This window comes from Candidatus Latescibacter sp. IFSED24, from assembly GCF_058273205.1.
This window is the reverse complement of the sequence record NZ_CM177850.1, coordinates 4,624,343-4,647,482: the sequence shown is the minus strand read 5'-3', so window position 1 is coordinate 4,647,482 and position 23,140 is coordinate 4,624,343. Positions and strand designations below refer to the sequence as shown.

At 69.2% G+C, this 23,140-nt stretch carries 17 protein-coding genes; 8 read left to right on the top strand and 9 right to left on the bottom strand.

The features are described from left to right. Window positions 1-3: 3 nt before the first annotated feature. Window positions 4-780 carry a uroporphyrinogen-III synthase gene (locus IFSED24_RS18600; RefSeq protein ID WP_491332988.1) on the bottom strand — a complete coding sequence of 259 codons (777 nt, stop codon included), beginning with the start codon at window positions 778-780 and terminating at the stop codon, window positions 4-6. After that, window positions 777-2,855 (bottom strand): S9 family peptidase, encoded by a 2,079-nt coding sequence (locus tag IFSED24_RS18595; RefSeq protein ID WP_491332987.1) that lies wholly within the window; start codon window positions 2,853-2,855, stop codon window positions 777-779. Before IFSED24_RS18595 ends, IFSED24_RS18600 begins: the two co-directional genes overlap by 4 nt. 162 nt (window positions 2,856-3,017) lie before the next feature. Here IFSED24_RS18595 and IFSED24_RS18590 point away from each other — a divergent pair, with 162 nt between their 5' ends. From IFSED24_RS18590 to IFSED24_RS18580, 3 genes are all read left to right on the top strand, one after another. Then, window positions 3,018-3,776, top strand: a complete 759-nt coding sequence (locus IFSED24_RS18590) for a DUF4412 domain-containing protein (protein WP_491332986.1) — start codon at window positions 3,018-3,020, stop codon at window positions 3,774-3,776. A gap of 117 nt (window positions 3,777-3,893) precedes the next feature. Beyond that, window positions 3,894-4,256, top strand: coding sequence for a hypothetical protein (locus tag IFSED24_RS18585; RefSeq protein ID WP_491332985.1), 363 nt, complete (start codon window positions 3,894-3,896; stop codon window positions 4,254-4,256). Between the two features lie 33 nt (window positions 4,257-4,289). Beyond that, the gene (locus tag IFSED24_RS18580; protein WP_491332984.1) at window positions 4,290-5,558 is read left to right on the top strand and encodes an outer membrane protein assembly factor BamB family protein; all 1,269 of its coding nucleotides are present in this window, start codon (window positions 4,290-4,292) and stop codon (window positions 5,556-5,558) included. A 72-nt stretch (window positions 5,559-5,630) separates the two neighbouring features. On the opposite strand, the gene IFSED24_RS18575 is transcribed toward IFSED24_RS18580, so the two are convergent. Both IFSED24_RS18575 and IFSED24_RS18570 read right to left on the bottom strand, forming a co-directional pair. Further along, a complete protein-coding gene (locus tag IFSED24_RS18575; protein ID WP_491332983.1) occupies window positions 5,631-6,191 on the bottom strand; it encodes a hypothetical protein in 561 nt (186 codons plus the stop codon). A 159-nt stretch (window positions 6,192-6,350) separates the two neighbouring features. Further along, window positions 6,351-7,451 (bottom strand): right-handed parallel beta-helix repeat-containing protein, encoded by a 1,101-nt coding sequence (locus tag IFSED24_RS18570; protein WP_491332982.1) that lies wholly within the window; start codon window positions 7,449-7,451, stop codon window positions 6,351-6,353. A 213-nt stretch (window positions 7,452-7,664) separates the two neighbouring features. Between IFSED24_RS18570 and ettA the strand changes: the two genes are divergently transcribed. From ettA to IFSED24_RS18555, 3 genes are read left to right on the top strand one after another with little or no spacing between them, the layout of a single operon-like run. After that, complete coding sequence (gene ettA, locus IFSED24_RS18565; RefSeq protein WP_491332981.1) at window positions 7,665-9,344, top strand: energy-dependent translational throttle protein EttA; 1,680 nt, start codon at window positions 7,665-7,667, stop codon at window positions 9,342-9,344. A gap of 26 nt (window positions 9,345-9,370) precedes the next feature. Beyond that, window positions 9,371-10,951, top strand: a complete 1,581-nt coding sequence (locus IFSED24_RS18560) for a Na+/H+ antiporter NhaC family protein (RefSeq protein WP_491332980.1) — start codon at window positions 9,371-9,373, stop codon at window positions 10,949-10,951. 43 nt (window positions 10,952-10,994) lie between these two features. Beyond that, on the top strand, window positions 10,995-11,963 hold the full coding sequence (locus IFSED24_RS18555) for a hypothetical protein (protein WP_491332979.1): 969 nt from the start codon (window positions 10,995-10,997) through the stop codon (window positions 11,961-11,963). Window positions 11,964-12,046: 83 nt separating this feature from the next. Here IFSED24_RS18555 and pstB read toward each other — a convergent pair whose 3' ends face one another. The 5 genes from pstB to IFSED24_RS18530 all read right to left on the bottom strand — a co-directional run bounded on the left by pstB (window position 12,047) and on the right by IFSED24_RS18530 (window position 20,390). Beyond that, window positions 12,047-12,964, bottom strand: coding sequence for a phosphate ABC transporter ATP-binding protein PstB (pstB, locus tag IFSED24_RS18550; protein WP_491332978.1), 918 nt, complete (start codon window positions 12,962-12,964; stop codon window positions 12,047-12,049). A gap of 22 nt (window positions 12,965-12,986) precedes the next feature. Continuing rightward, entirely contained in the window at window positions 12,987-14,765 is a 1,779-nt protein-coding gene (gene pstA, locus IFSED24_RS18545) for a phosphate ABC transporter permease PstA (protein WP_491332977.1), read from the bottom strand. Continuing rightward, on the bottom strand, window positions 14,762-17,380 hold the full coding sequence (locus IFSED24_RS18540) for an ABC transporter permease subunit (protein ID WP_491332976.1): 2,619 nt from the start codon (window positions 17,378-17,380) through the stop codon (window positions 14,762-14,764). Before IFSED24_RS18540 ends, pstA begins: the two co-directional genes overlap by 4 nt. Window positions 17,381-17,476: 96 nt before the next feature. Beyond that, window positions 17,477-18,478: a PstS family phosphate ABC transporter substrate-binding protein gene (locus IFSED24_RS18535; RefSeq protein WP_491332975.1), complete on the bottom strand. Its 1,002-nt coding sequence runs from the start codon at window positions 18,476-18,478 to the stop codon at window positions 17,477-17,479. A 160-nt stretch (window positions 18,479-18,638) separates the two neighbouring features. Further along, window positions 18,639-20,390, bottom strand: coding sequence for a M14 family metallopeptidase (locus IFSED24_RS18530; RefSeq protein WP_491332974.1), 1,752 nt, complete (start codon window positions 20,388-20,390; stop codon window positions 18,639-18,641). Between the two features lie 178 nt (window positions 20,391-20,568). On the opposite strand from IFSED24_RS18530, the gene IFSED24_RS18525 reads away from it, so the two are divergent. Together IFSED24_RS18525 and IFSED24_RS18520 are read left to right on the top strand one after the other, a co-directional pair. Then, the gene (locus tag IFSED24_RS18525; RefSeq protein ID WP_491332973.1) at window positions 20,569-21,255 is read left to right on the top strand and encodes a response regulator; all 687 of its coding nucleotides are present in this window, start codon (window positions 20,569-20,571) and stop codon (window positions 21,253-21,255) included. Window position 21,256: 1 nt separating this feature from the next. After that, on the top strand, window positions 21,257-23,053 hold the full coding sequence (locus tag IFSED24_RS18520) for an ATP-binding protein (protein WP_491332972.1): 1,797 nt from the start codon (window positions 21,257-21,259) through the stop codon (window positions 23,051-23,053). Window positions 23,054-23,140 lie beyond the last annotated feature (87 nt).

The following is a 23,140-nucleotide window of genomic DNA, read 5'->3' as shown; positions in this document are numbered from 1 at the left end:
CGTTCAGCGCGGCAGGGCGGCGGCGAGCGCGGCGGCCAGGTCCTCCACGGTGGGCCTGGCGGCCATCACCACCCGACTCCAGCCCGCCCGGCGTGCCGCGTCCGCGGTGACCGTCCCGATGCACGCCGCCACGGCACTGTCCTGCAGACCGTGCGACGGCAGGCCCTCGTCCAGGCCGTCCACTGCCGAGGGCGATAGGAAGGTCACCGCGTCCACCTCGCCGCGGGCCACCACCGCGGCCACGGCATCCGGTGGCGGCACCGTGACCGTGCGATAGACCGTCACCACCTGGACGCTGGCTCCTGCCTCGCGCAGGGTGTCCTCCACCAGGGATGGCGCGCGGTCGCCACGCACACGCACGACTCGATCACCGGCGTTCAGGCCCATCCGCGTGAACGCCGCGGCCAGACCCGCGCCGGTGGCCGGTTCGGGAACCAGATCCACCGTGAATCCACGTTCGGTGAGGGCGGCAGCGGTACCCGGACCCACCGCTGCCAGGCGCAGGCCCGCCGGCAGGAGCGGGTCCCGCCCGGCCGTCGCCAGCAGGGTCAGCAGCTCGCGCACGCCGTTGCGGCTGGTGACCACGAGCCAGGCCGCGCGCTCGAGATCGGGCAGCTCGGCCGGCGTAACCGCGGGTTCGATGCGCAGGACCGGGCAGGCGAGGGTCGTGGCGCCGCGCGCGACCAGGGCCTCGCGCAGCGCCTTGGACTGGGCCTCGGGGCGGGTCAGCAGGACCAGCCGCCCCGCCAGCGAGGAAGCGTTGTCGGCCGTGGGTGTCACGGGCGCTCCGTGGGTTCCACCGGCACCGGCGGTTCGGCCCCCGCGGCGTCCGCGTCGTCCATCAGGTAGTGGCGGAACCAGGCGAGCTCGCGGGTCTGGTAGTCGAGCATGTGGCTCGGCCGGTTGATGCCGTGGCCCTCGTCGGGATAGAGCACCAGGCGGCTGGGGACCGCGTTGAGCTGCAGGTAGCTGAACAGCTCGATGGACTGCCGCGGGTCCACCGGTTCGTCGTCCAGGCCGTGCATCACCAGGGTCGGGGTGGTGATCCGGTCGGCCCGTGACGCCGGGCTGTGCTCCCACATGCGCTGCAGGTCGCCGGCCCACGGCTGGCGGTAGCTGTCGATGAAGAGCTGCGGGTTGTTCTGGCCCATGGCCGAGGTGTAGTTCCAGATACCGGCGATGGACACGGCGCAGCGGAAGCGGTCGGTACGGCTGATCACCACGTTGGTCATCAGGCCGCCGTAGCTGTAGCCGGTGAAGCCCAGGCGCGCGCCATCCATGACGCCGCGCTCGACCAGGGCGTCCACGGCACTCATGAGGTCGTCGAAGTCGTCGGTGCCGAAGTTGCGGTAGACCCCGCGCTGGAACTCCTCGCCGTAACCCGTGCCGCCGCGCGGGTTGGCGATGAAGACCGCGAAGCCCGCCTGGCTGAGCACCTGCCAGGGATAGCGGGTGGTCCAGGCGTTGCCGTAGCGCGCGAAGGGGCCGCCGTGCATCTCGATGATGCCGGGGAGGCGGTCGCTGTCGCCGGCGCCGGGGGGCAGGAACAGGAAGCCCTCCACCACCACGCCGTCCTTGCCGGGGAGCTGGAGTTTCCGGGGCGGTTGCAGCGCGAAGTCCGCCACCCGCTCGTTGACCGAGGCCAGCAGGCGCGGCCGGTCCTTCTTGACGGGGCGGACGTAAAGCGCGCCCGGTTCGTGGAGCGCCGACTCCACGTAGGCCAGGGTCTCGCCGCGCAACGACCAGCTGCTCAGGTCGCCCGCGAGGCGGGTCACCGGTTCGAGCTCCTTGCGCTTCAGCTCGACGCGGTGGAGGTCGTGGGTGGTGCCCTGGGCGGCGCTGAGATAGAGAGCCTTGCCGTCGGGGCTCCAGAGCGGGTCGTGGCTCGGCGTGGAACCGGTGCCGCCGATGGTCAGCTGATGGCCGGGCGTGACCACCTCGGTGGCGCCGCTGGTGAGGTCGTGGACCACCAGATCCTTCAGGTTGAGGTAGGCGCGGTAGTCGGCCTCACGGTCGGTGAAGTAGGCCACCTTCGTGCCGTCGGGGCTGAAGGCGGCGTGGGAGCTGTGGCGCGCGGGGTCGCTGATGTCGCGCCACTCGCCGCTGGCCACGTCCACCAGCGCCACCCGCTGCTCCTCGTCGACCAGACTCGAGAAGAGCGGGTTGTAGGTCACCGCGAGGGTCGTGCCGTCGGGCGACCAGGACACCGCATACACGTGGAAGGGAGGGTCGCTGAGGCGGCGGGCCTCACGCTCGTCGTCGGGTGTGGTGGCGGCGCCCGCGGGGACGAGCCAGAGCTGGGGGTACTCGTCGGGCTGTTCGAGGCGATCGTGGACGATCCAGTCGGCCCGGTCGTCATCCTCCGCATCGTCGTCCTCGTCGGTGTCCGGCGTCTCCTCTGCGTCCTCGCCGGCCGGCGCCAGCACGGCGAGCCACTGGCCGTCGGGGGACCACCAGTAGGCCTGCACGCCCTCGGCGAAGGCGGTCACCGGCCGCGGCTCGGCGCCGTCGAGGGTGTTGATCCAGACCTGGCTCGCGTCGTCCTGGGTGCGCAGGAAGCTGAGGGCGCCGCCGGGTCGCCAGGCCAGGCCGCCGGTCCGCTCGTTCTCCCAGGTCAGCCGGCGGATCCGGTCGCCGTCCTTGTCGGCGATCCAGAGCTGGCTGAGGCGCTCGTCGCTCTCGAGATCGCGGCGCGATTCGATCCAGGCGACGTGCTCGCCATCGGGAGAGACGCTGACGGAACCCAGGGTGGGCACCTGCAGGAAATCCTCGAGGGTGAAGGGGAGCGGGCCCTCCTGGGCCAGCACCGACGAGGCCAGCAGCAGGGTCAAGAGGAATGGCAGGCAGCGGCGCATGGGAACAGCCTCCTGGCAAGGGTCGCTGGTCGTGATGTTGCAACCGGGTCATGAAAGCAGGCTCGGGCCAGGGAGACAAGGGGGAAGGAGGTCGGCCCCGACCCTTGTCATTCGCCGGCCTGGGGCCTATCGTCGACCCATCGCCAGAGGAGAGCCCGACCGATGCGCCCACGCCAATCTTGCCTGTTGATGCTGATCGCGCTGCTCGCGGCATGCTCGGGCGAGCCCGCCGGCGAGCGGATCGCCGCCCACAAGCTCGTGACCGAGACCCGCACCGACGCCATGTCGCTGCCGGGCCAGTTCCGCGAGGCCGCGGTCGAGACGACCACGCTCTGGCTCGGCCCCGCCGGCCAGGCGCGGCGGGACAGCCGCGAGGGCAGTTTCCTCATCGACGCCGCCCGAAGCCGCCTCACCACCCTGGATCATGCACAGCGCACCTGGACCACCCTGACCACCGACCAGGTCGCCGCCCAGCTGGCGCTGCTGGCCGCCGACACCACCGGCCGTGCCGGCCTGCCCACCAGCCGTCTGCACAGCATGCTGGAGGTGATGGCCCAGGTCACCGACACCGGCGAGAACGCCACGGTGGATGGCTTCCGTTGCCGCCGCTGGATCGTCGAGCTCCATCTCGGCAACCAGATCACCACCAGCGAGATCTGGCTCACTCGCGAGATCCCCGTGGATTACGCGCTGCTGCACCAGGCCACGCAGCCCGCCCTGGCCGCCCTGCCCGGCGGCCAGCAGGCCCTGGCCGAACTGGAGCGCCTCGAGGGAGTGCCAGTGCGCTCGGCCAGCAACCTGCGCATCCTGAGCCGCAAGGGGCATAGCGAGAGCAGGCTGCTGTCCTCCGCCGCGGTCACCGTGCCCCGGGACTGGTTCGAGATCCCTGCCGACTACGCTCCCGCGGAATTGTCCAACTAGAACGCTCTGCTTTCCAAACCGCACGATCCGTGGTAAAATAGGACCTGAAGACGATCCCAAGATGACGGTGCGCGCCCGGAGATCCCGGGCGTCCCTGCACCCTGGCAAGGAGCCACCATGAAGATTCTCCGCATCGCCGGCGCCACGCTGGGGCTGCTGGCCCTGCTGACCGCGGCCGCCGGTGCCCAGGAGCCGACGCTGGGCTGGTCGGATATCCACGACGGCGGCGCCGGACTGCTCGATGACGGCGTGGCCGTGTTGACCGAAAGCGACGGCAGCGTCCTGGTCGGCGGCATGCGCACCGACCCGGGCGGGCCCGCCGACATCCTCATCCGCAAGCTGGACAGCACCGACGGCTCGGTGCTCTGGACCTACGAATACATCGACCCCGACGGCAACGACATGGAACTGACCGACATGGTCCTCGACCATCGTGGCGACCTGCTGGTGGCCGGCTACCTGTCGTCCTGCGACAGCTGAGGCACCGGCGGCGACGACATCATCGTCCTGCGAGTGGACGGTGAGACCGGACAGTTGGTCTGGTTCGAAACCTACTCGACGCAGTACAACGAACGGGCCGTGGCGGCGGCGGTCGATCAGGACAACAACCTGTACGTGGTGGGCCGCGCCTTCGGCACCGGTTTCTACGACATCATCGTGCAGAAGTACGCCAGCGAGACCGGCACCCAGCAGTGGTCGCAGACCATCGCCAGCGAGGACATGCTCGACGACGTGGGCTGGGACATCGCGGTGGACAGCCAGGGCCGGCCGGTGATCTGCGGCATGCTCGGGGTCTCGCTCGACGCCTCGGACATGATCGTGGTGGCCTTCGACCCGGCCTTCGGCGAGGTCGACTGGCGCGTCCAGCGCCCCGGCGCGGTGGCCAACTTCGAGGCGCTCTCGGGCTGGCTCGCCATCGCCGAGAACGACGACGTGATCCTCGGCTCACGGACCTGGGAAGCAACCACTGGTTACGACCTGGTGCTCTACCGCTTCGCGGCGGCCGACGGCAACGAGGTCTGGGCCCAGCGCTGGAACAGCGGCGGCACCGGCGCCGACGATCCCCGCGGCATGTCCATGGACGCCAATGGCGACATCGTCATGGCCGGCGTCTCCGGCGCCGACTACCTCGTGGCCAAGTTCTCCAGCCTGGATGGCGCCCCGCTCTGGCAGGGCAGCTACGCCGGCCCCCCGGACTGGTACGACGTGGCCACCTGCGTCACCGTGGCGCCCGATGGCACCGTGGTGGCCAGCGGCTTCAGCGACGGCTCGGGCACCGGCTGGGACGTGGCCACCGTGGGCTTCGACCCCGCCGACGGCAGCCAGCTCTGGGCGGTGCGCTTCGACGGGTTCGGCCAGAGCGACGAGGCCCGCGACGTGGCCGTGGGCCCGGGCGGCGACATCATCGTCACCGGCTACTGCTACAGCTACGACACCAACAACGATGCCCTCACCGTGTGCTACGCCAGCAGCGTGACCGCCGCTCCCGGTGACGAGGTCCCGTTGATCGCCGGCCTCACCCGGGCCTGGCCCAATCCGTTCAACCCCCGGGTCACCCTGGCCTTCTCTCTCCTGCGCGGCGGTCCGGTGCACCTGGCGGTGCACGACCTGCGCGGTCGGGAGGTGGCGGTGCTGGCCACGGGCCGCCGGCCGGCCGGCGCCCACGAAGCGGTCTGGGACGGCCGTGACCAGGCGGGACGGGCGTTGCCCTCGGGCCTCTACCTCGCGGTCCTGAAGACCGCCGAGGGCGTCAGCAACCAGAAGCTGGTCCTGACCAAGTAGCCAGCCGCCGCCCTGACACGCCGAGGCCCCGGATCGCTGATCCGGGGCCTCGCTGCAAGGCGCGACGGTCTCTCAGCGATAGACCGCCTTGAGCGCGCTGAAGGTGGTCCTCGTCGTGCTGGCCGTGCGCTGGAGCGAGACCTCGACCTCGCCGCACTCGCCGGTGGTATCGACGAACAGGTAGAGATCGCCACCGCCGACCACAGTATGCTCCAGTACGCCCGCCGCGGACGTGGCCGCCGCCAGGCAGCTGCTCTCGGGATCCTCGCAGTCCGTGGCCAGGTAGACGCGCACATCGGGATCGCCCGACAGCACGGAGGTCTGGACCCGCAGCAGCTCGCCGGGCTGGGTGTCGAGCGCGGCCACCACCTCGGGGCCGGGCAGGGCACAGGGTGAACAGCCGAAGGCGCCGGGGTCGTAATCGTTCCAGGCCTGGCAGAGATCCAGCTGGCGCGATTCGCCGTGAGACAGGGCGAAGGCCGTGACGCAGAGGTCGCCCTCGATGGTCCGTCGAGCGCGCGGTGGGGGCAGGGAACGCTGGAACGAGGGGTCGGCCGCTGGCTCCCGGGCCGTGCCATCGCTGAAGACCAGGATCGACAGGAGCAGCAGGGCGACGATGAGGTGGGGTCTCATGATGCCTCTCCGATCAACGTGTTCATGGATGCGAGTCTAGCATATCGCCCGTGGAGGTGGCAAAAAAAAGAACCAGGCGGCAAACCAGCGCAGATGAGCGGGTTGAAATGCAGGGATTTGTCAACAAGCCCGCTGGAGTCTCGATTCCACGGGGAAGCCTCAATAGGGGCTCTGTTCAGGGGTGCGGCTCAGCGGATCGCCGCCACGCTCGTCGCAGCCCACGCCCAGGGCGCCCAGCCAGGCATCGCCGTCCGGTCGCCACGCCGGCGATCGCGGGCTGAGGTGCAGGTCGTCCCGGAGGTGGTCGCAGTAGAGCGGGTCGGCCACGATCTCCGAAGCATGCAGAGCGTCACCCAGGATCGCGCCCCCGGCGTTGCCAAAATAAAGGTTGTCCTCGTGGCGACCGGTCGCATCGAGGAACACGAGCCCGGCCCCGTCCCAGTCCCCGGTGATGATGCAGCTCCGGATCACCACGTCATCGGTCTGGTGGACCAGGATGGTGCCGTGATCCAGCGAATCGTTGTTGTGGAACGTGCAGCCGATGATCTCGGCCGAGGCCCCCTCGATGACCACCGTGGCAGCATCGGCGGCGTTGCGCAGGAAGATCGAGTTCCGGATCAGGAGCCGGCCCCCGCGCCAGGTCGACAGCGCCGCCCCGATCCGATCCGAGGTGTTCTCCACGAAGAGGCAATCCTCCACGCGCAGCACGGCATCCCAGATGACGCCCGCCGCCCCCGCGCTGTGCACCGCCTGGTTGCGTAGGAACGTGCAGCCGGAGAGGGTCACCTCGGTCCCGGCGTGGCGGACATGGACCGCGCCGCTGTCCCAGCCCACGGCGTTGTCGGCGAAGACGCAGTCCCGGACCGCCACCTGGGCCCCGTTGCGCACGTACATCACCGCGCCCTCGCCCCCCTCGCTGCCGATCCAGCCGTGGACGAAGGACAGGCCAGCCAGGGTCACCCGGCACGGTCCCTCGATCTCCATGAGCCGCGACTGGTCGCGTCCATCGAGGATCGTCGCCTCGGGGCCCTCCAGCGAGCGCAGCGTGACGTCGGCCTCGAGGCAGAGGTCGGCCGCCGTGTAGGTTCCCGGACCGATGAGGATCTCGTCGCCGGGGGCCGCCGCCGCCAGAGCCTGCGCCAGGTCGCGGTAGGGCGCCGATCCTTCGGTGCCCAGCAGGAGCGTGGCCCCCTGGGCGGCGGACACGCCAACCACCAGCAGCGCCGCCACCTGGCTCCATCGACCCTGAAATCGCCGCATGGACCTCTCCGTCGCGAAACCAAAAAAGACACCGAAGCGTTGGACGCTCCGGGCCTTCCATCCCTCGCCTTCATTGTACCGGATCCACGCCGCCCGGTCCAGAAACGAGGCCGCCCCCTGGCCATCCCACCGGATCCGGCTTGCTTGTGGGCACGGCGACCGCCAGTATGGTCCCCGCCGCGAGCGACGACCCCCAACCCGGAGAACCGACCCATGGCCCAGCAGTACATCTTCACCATGCAGGGACTGCGCAAGACCGTGCCGCCCAACCGCGTGATCCTCGACGGGATCTGGCTCAGCTTCTTCCCCGGCGCCAAGATCGGCGTCATCGGTCTGAACGGATCGGGCAAGAGCACCCTGCTGAAGATCATGGCCGGCGTGGAGACCGAGTTCGAGGGCGAGGCCTATCCCGACCCCTCGGTCAAGGTGGGCTGGCTCCCCCAGGAGCCCGAGCTGAATCCCGACCTCGACGTCAAGGGCAACGTCATGGAGGCGGTCCGCGAGGTCCAGGACATGGTCGACCGCTTCAACGAGATCTCCCAGGCCATGTGCGATCCCGACATCGACCCCGACCAGATGACCGCCCTGATGACCGAGATGGGCGAACTGCAGGACCGGATCGACGCGGTGGAGGGCTGGGAGCTGGACCGCCGCCTCGAGGTGGCCATGGACGCGCTGCGCTGCCCCCCCGGCGACCAGGCGGTGGCTACGCTCTCCGGCGGCGAGAAGCGCCGCGTGGCGCTCTGCCGCCTGCTGCTGGAGAAGCCCGACCTCCTGCTCCTGGACGAGCCCACCAACCACCTCGACGCCGAGTCGGTGGCCTGGCTCGAAAAGCACCTGCGCGAGTACCACGGCACCGTGGTCCTGGTCACCCACGACCGCTACTTCCTGGACAACGTCACCGGCTGGATCCTCGAGCTGGACCGCGGCAAGGGCGTGCCCTGGGAGGGCAACTACTCGAGCTGGCTCGAGCAGAAACAGGCCAAGCTGCTGCAGGCCGAGAAGCAGGATCAGAAGCGGCTCAAGACCCTCGAGCGCGAGCTCGAGTGGGTGCGCACTTCACCCAAGGCCCGCCACAAGAAGAGCAAGGCGCGCCTCTCGCGGTACGACGAGCTGGTGGAGCAGGACCGCGCCATGCAGCAGCGCGCGGCGCAGATCCGCATCCCCGCCGGCCCGCGCCTGGGCGACCTCGTGGTCGAGGGCGCCGGCCTCAAGAAGTCCTTCGGCGACAAGCTCCTCTTCGACGGCCTCGATTTCCACCTGCCCAAGGGCGGCATCGTGGGCGTCATCGGTCCCAACGGCGCCGGCAAGACCACGCTCATGCGGATGATCACCGGCGAGGAAGAGCCCGACGCCGGCACGCTGCGCATCGGCGAGACCGTGCAGCTGGCCTACGTCGACCAGGCCCGCGACGACCTCGACGACGAGCAGTCGGTCTACGACAACATCAGCCGCGGGGCCGAGGAGCTCGACCTCGGCGGCCGCCTCGTCAACGCCCGCGCCTACTGCGCCGGCTTCAACTTCAAGGGCGCCGACCAGCAGAAGAAGGTGGGCACGCTCTCGGGCGGCGAGCGCAACCGGGTCCACCTGGCCAACCTGCTCAAGTCGGGCGCCAACGTGATCCTGCTGGACGAGCCCACCAACGACCTCGACGTGGACACGCTCCGCGCGCTCGAGGACGCGCTCCTGGACTTCGGCGGCTGCCTCGTGGTGGTCAGCCACGACCGCTGGTTCCTCGACCGCATCTGCACCCACATCCTGGCCTTCGAGGGCAACAGCGAGGTGCGCTGGTTCGAGGGCAACTTCTCCGACTACCTCGAGGACAAGCGCCGGCGCCTCGGCGAGGAGGCGGATCGGCCGCACCGCATCGTGTACCGGCGGCTGGAGGCCTGAACCGAGCATCCGGGGAGCACGGGCCGATGAACCATCTCCGCGTCGGGGTCGCCATCGCCATCGTGGCGGTCACCGCCTACCTGGCGGTCGACCCCGGCCGGTCCGCCGCGCTCTGGCCGCCGCTGGCCGCGCTGCTGGTGATCCTGCTCACGCGCCGCGCCCTCGCGGGTCTCTTGATCGGCGGTTTCCTGGGTTCGGTCCTGCTCTGCGGCGGCGACCCCTGGCAGGCCTATCTCGCCGTGTTCCGCGACCACCTCGCGCCGAGCCTCGTCAGCCCCTGGAAGACCGGCGCCATCGCCTTCACCCTGGTCCTCGGCGGCTTCGCCGCGGTGCTCGAGGCCGGCGGCGGTTTCACCACCCTGCTGCGACGGCTCGCCCCCCCGGGACGCGACGCCGCCCGACGCTTCCAGCTGGCCGCCATGGGCCTGGGCCTGCTCTGCTTCTTCGACGGTCTGGCCAACAGCATGATGGTCGGCCGCGTGGGTCGCGACCTGGCCGACCGCTGCGGCGTGGCCCGGGTCAAGCTCGCCTACATCGTCGACTCCACCTCCTCGGCGGTGGCCTGCGTGGCGCTCGTCTCCACCTGGATCGCCTTCCAGCTGACCATGATCGAGGAAGGATTCCGGCTGGCCGGGCTCGCGGTGAACCCGTACGCCGAGTTCCTGCGCTCGCTGCCCTACAACTTCCACTGCTGGTTCACGCTGATCCTGCTGGTCGCCGCCATCGTCTGGCGATTCGCGCCTGGTCCCATGGCGGCGTTCGAACGTGCCGCCAGGGGAACTGCGACGGACCCGCCCCCCGACGCGTCAACCGTGGCGGGCAGCCCCAGGGCAGCCCTGGTGCCCCTGGCCGCCCTGCTGGTGGCGTTCGTCCTGGGTTTCCTGGTCCTCGGCAGTCCCGGGCCTCTCTGGCCGCCGAGTCGCGACCGGCTGGTGGCGGCCTTCGGATCGGACGCCGGACCCCTGGTGATGGTCCTGGCCGGCGTGGTGGCCACCCTGGTCGCCACCGCGTTCATACCCGGTCGCCCGACGGATCGCGTGAGCCGGGCGAACCGCGCGTTCGCGCATGGCCTGCGCACCATGGTCGCGCCGGTGTTCGTGCTGATCGCGGCCTGGATCCTGGGCAGCGTGGTGCAGGCCCTGGGCACGGCCGACCTCATCGCCGGACTCGTCCGCCAGGCCCAGTCCCCCGCCCTGGTGCCGCTGGCCACCTTCGTCACCGGCGCCCTGATCTCCTTCGCCACCGGCACCTCCTGGGGCACCATGGGCCTCCTCTTCCCCCTGGCGATCCCGGCCGCCGCGACCGCGGGCGGCGGCGACCCCCAGCTCCTGCACGCCACCGTGGCGGCGGTGTTCAGCGGAGCGGTCTTCGGCGACCACTGCTCTCCCTTCAGCGACACCACCATCGTGACGTCCATCGCCTGCGAGGTCGAGCCTCATGACCACGTGCGCACCCAGCTGCCATACGCGCTGATCACCGCCGCGGTGGCCGCGCTACTGGGCTTCCTGCCGGCGGGATTCGGCCTGGCGCCGGGATGGTCGTTGCTGGCGGGGACGGGGACCCTGCTGGCCCTGGCCTGGTTGATTGACAGACGGCACGGATCTTGATAGTGCTCCCTCAATCAACCACCCCTCGCTGGAGGAGAAGCCCATGCGCCTCGCCCTATCCGCTCTCTGCGTGATCGTCCTGAGCACCCTCCCCGCCGCCGCCGACCCCCTCGAATTCTCCCAGGCCGCCGAGATTCCCGGTTTCGAGGCCTTCTATGGCGAGATGGACGCTGTCTGGCAAGACGGCGCCCTGCACGCGGTGTCCTGCACCAGCGGCAAGGATATCATCCACGCGCGCCTCGTCGACGGCCAGTGGACCGCACCGGTTCACCTCGCACACCACCGCAGCGGCATGTCCCCCTCGCTGGCGGTGTGCGACGGAGTCCTGCACATGGTGGCCACGCCCGGAAGTTTCGTCCTGGCGCACAGCGTCTGGGACGGCCGCGCCTGGCAAGAGCCCGTGGAGATCCCCGACATACGGTCGTCGCGCCGGGCGAGCCTCGCCGGCTTCGACGGCGCGCTGCACCTGGCCCACGGCGGCAAGAACAACGACAGCAAGCCGATCTATTACGTGGCCGAGGCGGGCTGGGGCTGGGGCCACAACGTGAGGCTGCCCGATCAGCGTTCGCGCTCGAACGTGGCCATGTCCGGGCTCGGCGGGACCCTGCACATGGTCTACGTCGCCAAGAATTCGCCCACCCTGTGGCACACCCAGCGCGATCGCTGGGGCGAGTGGGCGCCGCCGGTCCAGGTACCCGGAGTGACCACCGCACGCATTCCCGATCTGGTCACCGCCTTCGGCCGCCTCTTCGCCTTCTTCACCGCGGGCGACAGCCGCATCGGCCAGCAGGCTCCCGTGGCGTACAGCGTGTTCGAGGACGGGCTGTGGCAGCCGCCCGTCGCCATCGAGGGCTATGTCTGCTACGGCAACCCCACCGCCGCGGTGGAGCCGGGCCTGCCGCAGAAGATCCACGTGATGATGCCCACGCCCCAGGGCGTGCTCCATCTGCACACCGAGGGTGAGGCCACCATCGCGCCACTGCCCATGAAACAGGTGCAAATGGTCCGCTGAAGCGCCATGCCTGACAGCATTACGGGGCCGGCATGACGCCGGCCCCGAACCCACCAAGAACAGATTTTCGGGATACCCCGGCCCTACCCGAACCGCCCCGTGATGTAGTCCTCGGTCTCCTTGAGGTGCGGATTGGTGAAGATCTCCGCCGTCGGTCCGTACTCGATGAGCTGGCCCAGGTACATGAAGGCGGTGTAGTCGCTCACGCGCGACGCCTGCTGCATGTTGTGGGTCACGATGAGGATCGAGTACTCGCCGCGGAGCTGGTTGATCAGCTCCTCGATCTTGCTGGTGGCGATGGGGTCGAGCGCCGAGCAGGGCTCGTCCATGAGCAGGACCTCGGGCTCGGCGGCGATGGCGCGCGCGATGCACAGGCGCTGCTGCTGGCCGCCGGACATGCCCAGGGCCGACTCGCCCAGCCGGTCGTGCACCTCATCCCAGAGCGCGGCGCCCTTGAGCGTGCGCTCGCAGACGTCCTTGAGCACGTTGCGATTGCGCTCGCCGTCGATGCGCAACGGGTAGACCACGTTCTCGAAGATCGACATGGGGAACGGGTTGCTCTTCTGGAAGACCATGCCCATGCGGCGGCGCAGCTCGATGACGTCCACCGAGCGGCCGTAGATCGAGTCGCCGTTCAGGAGCATGTCGCCCTCGTGGCGCACCGTGCCGATGAGGTCGTTGAGCCGGTTCACCGACCGCAGCAACGTGGACTTGCCGCAGCCCGAGGGACCGATCAGCGCGGTCACCTTGCCGCGCGGCACCGGCATGGTGATGTCGAAGAGCGCCTGCTTCTGCCCGTACCAGAGGTTGAACTTCTGGACCTCGAGCACCGCCTCTTCGTGCTTCAGCTCGTCGTGGATATCGCTCTCGACGGTGGCGCCGGCGGCGATGGCCTCGAGCCGGCTCTCACCGGTCCGGCCCCGTTTCTGAGCGCCTGGCTTCACGGTGGCGGGGACCTCGGTCTCCGACGTCTGGGCTTCCATATCTCTCTCCTCGCTCATGTCGACCTCGAGCAAGTCATGCCTAGAATTGCGACGCCACGAACTTGCGGCGCAGGCGGGTCCGCAGCCAGATGGCCGCCAGGTTCAGGGCGGTGATGATCAGGATCAAGAGCAGCGTCGTGGTGAACACCATGGGCTTGGCGGCCTCCGAGTTCTGGCTCTGGAAGCCGAGGTCGTAGATGTGGAAACCCAGGTGCATGAAGCTGCGCTCGGGGTGGAGGTAAGGCGCGATGCCGTCGATGGGCAGCTCGGGGGCGAGCTTCACCGCGCCAACCAGCATCAGCGGCGCCACCTCGCCGGCGCCGCGGGCCATGGCCAGGATGGCGCCGGTCATGATGCCCGGCATGGCGCGCGGCAGCACGATGCGCTGGATGGTCTGCCACTTGGAGGCGCCGCAGGCGTAGCTGCCCTCGCGCATGGAGCCGGGAACTGCGGCCAGCGCCTCCTCGGTGGCCACGATGACCACCGGCAGCGTCAGGAGCGCCAGCGTGAGCGAGGCCCACATCACGCCGCCAGTGCCGAACGTCGGGCTGGGCAGCTTGGCGGCGAAGAACGCCTGGTCCATGGCGCCGCCGATGATGTAGCTGAAGAAGCCCAGCCCGAACACGCCGAAGACGATGCTGGGCACGCCGGCCAGGTTGTTGATGGAGATGCGCACCGCCGAGACCACGGCGCCGGCCTTGGCGTACTCGCGCAGGTATAGCGCCGCCAGCACGCCGAACGGCACCACCAGGATCGACATGATCAGCGTCATGACCACGGTGCCGAAGATGGCCGGATAGACCCCGCCCTCGCTGTTGGCCTCGCGCGGCTCGTCGACGAGGAATTCGCGCCAGCGCGAGGCATAGAGACCGATCTTCTCGCCCAGCGAGAGCTGGTTCGCGGGATAGGCCCGCACGATGTCGCCGAGGGCGAGCTCGGTCTCCTGTCCATCGCCGGTGCGCAGACGCAGGACAAAGCGCCGGTTCTCCGCGCGTAGCTCCTCGATCTGGCGCGAGAGGTCGGCGAACTGCTGGCGGGTCTGCTCCTCGACCTGACGCGAGGCCGCGTCGCGGGCCCGCCACTCGGGCGAATCGAGCCCGTGATCGAGCTCGGCCTGGCGCGCGGCGAGGCGGGCCTGCTCGAGGCGATGGTTCAGCCGGGCGACGGCGTGGGTCTCCAGGTGGCGCTGCTCGCGGTAGCGCTCGCGGACCTCGGCGTGCTCGGCCTGGAAGGCGGCCCAGATCGCCGCCGGCTCCTCGGCGCGGACCTCGCCGTCGACCACGTAAGCGGTCGGCTCGCCGTAGAACCGGCCCCACGACAGGCGTTCGAACACCAGCGCCCACTCGGGCCGTGTCTCGCCGCCCGGAACGATCTCGTAATCGCTGACCCAGTTGAAGTGCTCGCCCGAGAGCTCGAAGTTGCCCGACCGCACCAGCCGTCGGGCGAGCCAGCCTTCGCTGGCGACCAGCTCGGCCTCGGCCTCGGCACGCTCCCTGGGCGCCAGGCCGTCCAGGAGCGAGGGCTCGGGCTGGAAGCTGTCGTGGCGGGTGACCTCGCCCCAGACGGTCTGGCCGTCGCTGGTGGTCAGGCTCACCACCGGCTGCGGCCAGAAGGTCCCGAAGCCCTGGTAGAAGACCAGCGCGAGCAGGCCAACGATCATCACGCAGCTGAGCACCAGGCCGCCGCCGGTGAACCAGAGCAGCGGTTCGCCCTGGGCCAGCATGCTGGTGACCACCCGTGACTGGCGGCTGCGCCGGCGGGCCGGACGCACCGGCGCCGGCGTCGGCGGGGGCTGGGTCTTGAGGGCGTCGGTGCTCATAGCTCCAGCGACTTCTTGCGGAAGCGGATCCGCACCGCCTCGGCCGCAGTGTTGAGGATGAACGTCATCACGAACAGCGTCAGGGCGGCCAGGAACAGCGTCCGGTAGTGCGTGCTGTTCTGGACCGCCTCGGGCAGCTCGACGGCGATGTTGGCCGACAGCGTGCGGAAGCCGTTGAAGATGTTCCACTCCATGACCGGCGTGTTGCCCGCGGCCATCAGGACGATCATGGTCTCGCCCACCGCGCGGCCCAGGCCGATCATCATGGCGGAGAAGAGCCCGCTGATGGCCGGCGGGATGATCACCCGCACCGCGGTCTGCCAGGGCGTGGCGCCGGCGCCCAGCGAGGCGGCACGCAAGTGGTTGGGCACCGCCGAGAGCGCATCCTCGCTGATGGTGTAGATGATGGGGATGATGGCGAAGCCCATGACCACCCCCACCACGAGGGCGTTCCGCTGGACGTAGGTGTCGACGTAGCTGCCGCGGGGGTCGAGCCCCATGGCTGCCAGCAGGCCGGAGCAGCCCCAGGCCAGGATCAGGACCGCCGCCGAGCTGATGGCGAACCGCGCCAGGTCGACCAGGCCGAACTGCAGCCGCGACCAGTCGCGGTTGCTCTGGCGCAGCCAGCCGTCCACCACCTGCGTGTTGAAGACGAAGAGGGCCAGGGCGCTCAGGGGCAGCAGCAGGAACATCCAGGCGCCGGTGCCCGAGCCGATCTGTCCGTCGAGCCAGGCCACGATGTCGCCGGCGAAGAGCGTGCGCTCGACTCCCGGGCCGAGGGCGCCGGCCAGCAGCAGCCCTGCGGGCAACCCGACGAACATCAGCGCGAACTTGTACCTCTCCCAGAGCAGCGCCTTCTGCTGGGGCAGCAGCTGCCAGAGGTAAGCGCCGGCCAGGAAACAGAAGGGCACCGTCAGCATGGCGGTCAGGGTCTCCGGTACCAGCTTCTCGAGGAACGGGGCGAAGACCAACGCGGCCAGGAAGCCCAGCACCACCGACGGCAGGCTCGCCATCAGCTCGATCACCGGCTTGATGCGGGCCTTGGCCTGCGGGTGCAGGAACTCCGAGGTGTAGAGCGCGGCGAACCAGGCCAACGGCAAGCCGAACAGCAGGCTGTAGAAGGTGGCCTTGATGGTGCCGAAGATCAGCGGCATCAGGCTGTACTTGGGCTCGAAGCTGTCGGTGGCCGCCGAGGACTGCCAGACCCAGGTCGGTTCGTTGTAGCCCTCGTACCAGACCTTGCCCATGAGCGAGGTCCAGTTGGTCTCCGGATGCGGCGCGTCGATGCGCCAGACCCTTGTGACGTCGGCCGCACGGGCCAGGATCACGTCGTCGCGCGGGCCCAGGGTCACGAAGTCCAGGGGCTCGTCGTCCTCGGTGGCGTCCACCTGGGCGGTGAGCTGGTTGCTGGTGATGTGGTAGAGCGCCACGGTCCCGTCGGCGAAACCGGCCACCACGCTGCGCATCCGGGCCGACGGCGAAAGCGCCGTGGCCACGGCCGCCATGCCGGGCAGCTCGTGGGCCAGGACCAGCGAGGTCCCGTCGTGGTTCTCGGCGTCGGGATCCTTGACGCGGAACCAGACGCGGATCCGACCCAGATCGTCGCCGGTCACCAGCGAGGCCTTGCCGATCTGGAAGCAGATGGCGGTCAGGCGGTGTCCGTCCTCGGGCACCAGGTCGACCTCGCCCGTGGGCTGCAGATCCTCGGGGTCGGCGGTGTCGATCCGGATCAGGCGGCCGTCCGACCAGGCCAGCATAGCGTTGTCACCGAGGCCGGTCAGGAGCAGCTGCGCGGGGGCGATGCCGCTCTCGCCGAGCAGCCCCGCCGCCCGCAGGTCGAGGCTGCCGCCGGTGGTGGTGACGGTGACCTCGCCGGTGAGCAGGTTGCGTCGCTCGCGGAGGCTGCTCATGTGCAGCACGCCGGCGCCGTCGAGGGCGGCGAGCATGGGCCCGGAGTTGCCGAGGCTCTGATCGATCCTGACCAGCGGGCTCGTGGCCAGCGGCACCGGGTCGCCGATGGCGAGGTCGAGTTCCTGGAAGCGGAACTGATTCTCGGGCGTGCGCTCCACCACGCCCCGCTGCCAGGGCGCCGCCGAGCCGACGGCGATGTTCCGGATGTCCGCGGGGACCTCATCGGCCTCGAGATAGCGGGTGGAGAAACCGATGGTCCCGACCCGCGCCGAACCGTCGCTGTAGCCGAACGCGCAGCGGTCGCCCTCGATGCTGAACGACCAGCAGGTCAGCAGCTCGGCGTCCGGGATCGCCGCCTGCTCGAGGATCCGGCCGTCCGCGAGGCTCCGCACCTCCAGCGAACCGTCGCGGTGCAGGGTCCAGGTGATGGTGGCGTACTCGTTGATGCCCACGTACACCACGCGCGCCGGCAGGTCGCCGGCCGCGAGGGTGTTCTGCTCCTCGAGGCCGGGAGCGAGGAAGAGCGGCAGAACCACGTAGAAGAGGAAGAGGCCGACCATGGAGACGGCCAGGATGCTGCCGATGCCGCCGAGGGAGATGATCCAGCGGGCCAGGCGGTCCTTCACTAGGACCGACTTCTTGGGCCGCCGCTGCCGCGTCCGGCCGGAGAACACCTGTCCTGTGGCCTGCTGCTTCTTGTCCATGGCGTCCCTTTCCGGGGCCGGCGTCGCTCTCCGGCAATCCTGGAGGTCGGCCCGTCCACCGGACCGACCCCCAGAATGCCGGATCGTCGAGCGATCCTAGAAGCCGGGCTCGATCCCCAGCTTCTGCAGTTCTTCGCGGGCGATGGCGGCGGTCACGGGATAGTAGCCGTCCTTCACCACGTTCAGCTGGCCGTCCTTCGAGAAGAGGTACTTCACGAACTCGCGGCGCAGGGGATCGAGCTGGCTGCCCGGCTTGTGGTTCACGGTCAGGTACAGGAACCGCGCCAGGGGGTACTCGCCAGTGTAAGCGTTGTCGGCCACGGCGCCCACGAACTGGGGGTGGCGACCGGTGTCGGCGCTCAGAGCCACCGCGCGCACGTCGGCGGTCTTGTAGCCGATGCCGCTGTAGCCGATGGCGTACTTGTCGCTGGCCACGCCCTGGACCACGCTCGAGCTGCCGGCCTGCTCCTTGACGCTGTCCTTGTAGTCGCCCTTGAACAGCGCGTGCTCCTTGAAGTAGCCGTAGGTGCCGCTGGCGCTGTTACGACCGTAGAGGCTGATGGGCTTGTTCGCCCATTCGCCGGTCAGGCCCAGGTCGCCCCAGGTCCTGATGTCCTTGTCATAGCCGCCCTTGCGGGTCTTGGCGAAGATGGCGTCGAGCTGCTGCAGGGTCAGGCCCTCGATGGGGTTGTCCTTGTGGACGAAGACCGCAAGCATGTCGATGCTCGTGCGCAGCTGGGTGGCCTTGTAGCCGAACTTGCCCTCGAACTCGTCCATCTCCTTGGACTTCATGGCGCGGCTCATGGGGCCGAAGTTGCTGGTCCCGTTGATCAGGGCCGGCGGGGCGGTGCTGGAGCCCTTGCCCTCGATCTCGACCTGCACGCTGGGGTACATGCCGCGGAAGTCCTCGGACCACAGGGCCATGAGGTTGTTCATGGTGTCCGAGCCGATGCTCTTGATGGAGCCCGAGACGCCCTTGGTCTTCTGGTAGTGGGGAAGCTTGGCGTCCACGGCGACAGCCGCGGCGACCACGCCGGTCAGCAGGCACACGGCGCCGACAGCGACGAGGGCCTTGACCATCAGCTTGCTCTTGTTCATCACACGCATCCCTTGTTGGGGTGACAACAGAACCGTTCCGCCCATCCGGGCGACGGCGAAAGGGTAGGTGTGGCGTGTGTTGCCAATGCAAAGGAAACGTTAAAAATGCGTTAACCGTCAGGGTTGCGTGAAGATGCCGTTAGGCAGCGATCATCGAATTTCACCGCAACAGCAATGTTTCCAGAACATTACGATCATCGAGGCACCCGACGGGATAGACGTAGGCACGCTGGTCGTAATACGCGGTCCGCGCATAGAACCAGTAGCGGATGGCCCAGGGGTCGGCGGCCAGCTCGGGATCTGCAGCCTTGGCCGCCTCCAGTTCCGCCAGCAGGCCGGGATCCGCCGCCACCATCTCGGCCATCAGTTTCTCGATGACGTAGCTCTCCACGTACTCGACGCGGGTCATGGCGGCGTCGAAGAAGCCCCAGCGCAGGAAGGCGTCGGGGGCCGCCGGCTCCAGGCCGTGGGCGGCGGCGCGGGCCGCGGACTGCGCCAGGTCGATCACCGCGGTGCCCGCGGGAAACACGCGCCGCTCGAGCAGCGGCTCGAGTTCGCAGGTGAGCGGGTGGCGTCCCTCGTAGGGTTCCGGCCGCCAGCGGGGATCCCGCACCCGCCAGCCGCGCACGGCGAGTTCGACCGGCTCGCCCAGCCGGCGCAGCGCCACCCCGTGCAGCGCCAGGCGCTCCAGGACCTCGCCCCATTCCGGCGGCACCAGGTACGCCTCGGGCAGGGTGGCGCTCACCGAGACCTGCGGCTGGTCGAAGAACGGGACCGTGAAGGTGGCCGGCCGGTCGCCGTGGTAGATGAAGTAGTCGCCGCCACTCAGCTCGCTGGTCACCCTCTCGTACTCCACGCCCTGGAACTGGAATTCGGTGCGGGCCTCCGACGGCCCCCAGTCCAGGGCCAGCGGCGCGGCCCTGAACGAAGGCGAGGCCGTGTGGCGGTCGGCGGCCGCGACCAGGGCGAGCAGTTCGCCACGCGTGTCCGCCAGGTGCGCTAGCGTGTGCTCGAGCATGGCCCGCGTGGCCCGCACCCGCTCGGGATAGGGCTTGAGCATGTGGGTCTCGATGAGCAACGCGGGCCGGTTACGGATCGCGGCGTAGCCCTGGCTGTACCGCGGTCCGGCCACCCAGCTGTCCAGACCGCTGCGCGGATCGTGCCAGGCCCGGAAGCTCACGTAGGGCGCGATGGCGAGCCCCGACGCGCCCATGCGCGCCTCCATGTCAGCGATGTACCGGTCGAGCCAGGCCGTGAGTCCCGCCTCCAGGTTGCCGTGGCGCTCGAGGCCGTAGGTCAGGACATACTGGTAGTCGGCCCCGTCCGTGGCATGGACATCCACCAGGAAATCCGGTCGCCAGGCGTTCCAGAGCCGGAGCCAGGCCTGCATCTCGGGACAGTCGGCCTTGTAGAAGTCGCGGTTGAGGTTCAGGTTCTGGGCGGTCACCCGCCAGCCCATCTCGCGCGGACCGTTCTGGTTGATCCGGCCGTACGGCGAGAAGCGCTCGTGGCCGTCGACGTTGAAGATGGGGATGAAGAGCACGGTGATCCCCGCCGGGCCCTGGTCGCAGAGGTCCCGCAGCCAGCCCATGCCCGCATCCTTGCCGCAGCTCTCCCCGGCGTGGATGCAGGCCTGCACCAGCAGCACCAGCCGCCCGGCCTCGCGGCAGGCCGCCGGGTCCGCCAGCCCGTCCCGGTCCCAGATCACGAGCGGCAGGTCGCGTCCCTGAGGACTGACCCCGAAGGTGGCGTAGGCGACCTGGTCGCGCGCGGCCGCCAGCTGCCGGCACCAGTCCACGGTTTCCGCATAGCGCGGCGTGGCCTCGGGATCGCGTTCCCAGGGCGTGGGCAGCGGCGCGGCGTGGGCGGCCTGGGCGACCAGCAGCAGGGAGGTCACGAGCAGGATACGCATGGCCGTCTCCTCGGCGATTCCGGTCCTCGATCAGCGTCATTTACAATTCGTTGACGAGATTCTAACCTGAAGTCCGCAATCTCTTCATATACTGCCGATTCCAGATGAAGGAAAGCACCCGTTCAGCTGGAGCCCCGGGCGATCCGCGAGGAACGCACCCAGCAAGGAGAAGGTTGCCATGGCCGACGAGTTGATTCTGGTGGTCGAGGATGAAGAGGACATCCAGGAACTCCTGGAGTACACTCTGCTCAACTCCGGGTACCGTGTCGACGTGACCGATCGTGGCGAGGAAGCGCTGGAGCTGGTCGCCGAGAACGGTCCGGACCTGATGGTCCTGGATCTCATGCTCCCGGGCCTGGACGGGCTCGAGGTGTGTCGCCGGCTCAAGCAGAACGAGCACACCAGCACGTTGCCGGTGATCATCCTCACCGCCAAGGGCGAGGAGGAGGACGTGGTCGCCGGGTTCGCGGCCGGCGCCGACGACTACATCACCAAGCCGTTCAGTCCCAAGGTGCTCTCCGCCAGGGTCGCCGCGGTCCTGCGCCGCAGCGCCGACGGTCGCCCCGACGCCGACGGCGCACTCAACTACGCCGAGATCAGGATTCACCCGGGGCGGTACGAGGTCCATGTCAACGACGAGCCGGTGGCCCTGACGCACACCGAGTTCCGCATCCTGCACTTCCTGGCGTCCCGCCCCGGCTGGGTGTTCAGCCGGTCGCAGATCGTGCGGGCCGTCCATGGCGAGGATTATCCCGTGACCGGCCGCTCGGTCGACGTCCAGGTGGCCAGCCTGCGCAAGAAGCTGGGACCAGCGGCCAATTACATCACCACGGTGCGCGGCGTGGGATACAAGCTCGGCGAGTGATATGCACCGCAGAAGCCTGCTCTGGCACATCTTCCTTCCGTTCCTGGCGGTGATCGTCCTCTCGCTGGTGCTGATCACGGGGTACACGTCCCGGTCGCTCCGCGAATTCTTCTACGACCAGACGCGCCAGGATCTCACCGACCGTGGCCTCCTGCTGATCACCGAGGCGCAACCGCAACTCCTGGCCGGCCGGCACCAGGAGGTCCAGCGATTCTGCCGCGAGAAGGGACGGGCCGCCAACACGCGGATCACGGTGGTCCTCCCCGATGGCCAGGTCGTCGGCGACACCAGCGAAGATCCCCAGCGGATGGACAACCATGCCGACCGTCCCGAGATCGCCACGGCGCTGCGGGGCCAGCCCGGTCGCGCGGTCCGTTATAGCGCCACCCTCGGCCACCAGCGCATGTACGTGGCGCTGCCCATCCAGCAGGGGGAGACGCTGATCGGTGTGCTGCGGACCTCCCACTCGTTGGAATCCATCGACCAGGCGCTGGTGGTCGTCCAGCAGCGCATCGCCCTGGGCGGCCTTTTGCTGGCGCTGTGCGCCGCCCTGATCAGCTACGGTCTGGCCCGCCGCATCAGCACCCCCCTGCGCGAGATGAAGGCCAGCGCCGAACGCTTCGCCCAGGGGCAGTTCGGCGGGCGCCTGACCACCGACGCCGACAGCGAGGAGATCGGCGCCCTGGCCGAGGCGCTCAACGCCATGGCGGAGCAGCTCGAGGACCGGATCCGCACCATCGAGAACCAGCGCAACGAGCAGGAAGCCGTGCTGGCGAGCATGGTCGAGAGCGTGCTGGCCATCGACCGCGAGGAGATCGTCATCGGCGTCAATCAGGCGAGCTGCGACCTGCTCGGCATCGTCGCCCGCCAGGCCAAGGGCCGCACGCTCCAGGAAGTGACCCGGAACCCCGACCTCATCGCCCTGGCCAAGACCGCGCTGTCCGGCAGCGAGCCCGTGGAGGGCGAGATCGTGCTGCGCCGCGACGGCGAGCGCTACCTCCAGGTCCACGCCACGGGCCTGCAGGGTCGCGATGGCCAGCGGCTCGGCGCGCTCCTCGTGCTCAACGACGTCACCCGCATGCGGCGACTCGAATCGCTGCGCCGCGACTTCGTGGCCAACGTCTCCCACGAACTGCGCACGCCCATCACCTCGATCAAGGGGTTCGTGGAGACCCTCCAGACCACGCCACCCGACGAGCCCGCCGCGCGCGAGCGCTTCCTGGACATCATCAACCGCCAGGCCGACCGCCTCCAGGCCATCATCAACGACTTGCTCTCGTTGTCACGACTCGAACAGGACAGCGGCCCCGGGGCGCTGGGCAAGGAAAGCGTCCGGGTCGCCGAGGTGCTCATGGACGCCGTGAACCTCTGCACCGCCCGCGCCACCGAGCCCCAGCCCGCCGTCAAGATCAGCTGCCCTGCCGACCTTCACCTGTCGGCCAATCCGGCCCTGCTCGAACAGGCGGTGGTCAACCTGGTGGACAACGCGCTGAAATACAGCGGCAGCGAGAGCGCCGTGGAGGTCTCAGCAAGGCAGGATCGGGATCGAGTGCTGATCACCGTTCGCGACCAGGGCCACGGCATCGCGTCCGAACATCTGCCGCGCCTCTTTGAACGATTCTACCGGGTAGATCGGGCCCGCAGCCGCAAACTGGGGGGCACCGGTCTCGGTCTGGCCATCGTCAAGCACATCGCCCAGGCCCATGGCGGCGAGGCCTCTGTCTCCAGCGTCGTGGGCCAAGGCAGCACGTTCACCATCGCCCTACCCGATCGCGCATTGTCAAACCGGAACGGCTGATTCAGCCAATGGTTGGTTGCAGCCATACCGCTTGTCGATTACATTCCGGCGCCGTGAGCGCAGGGAAGGCGCCGCGGCCGCTGCGGC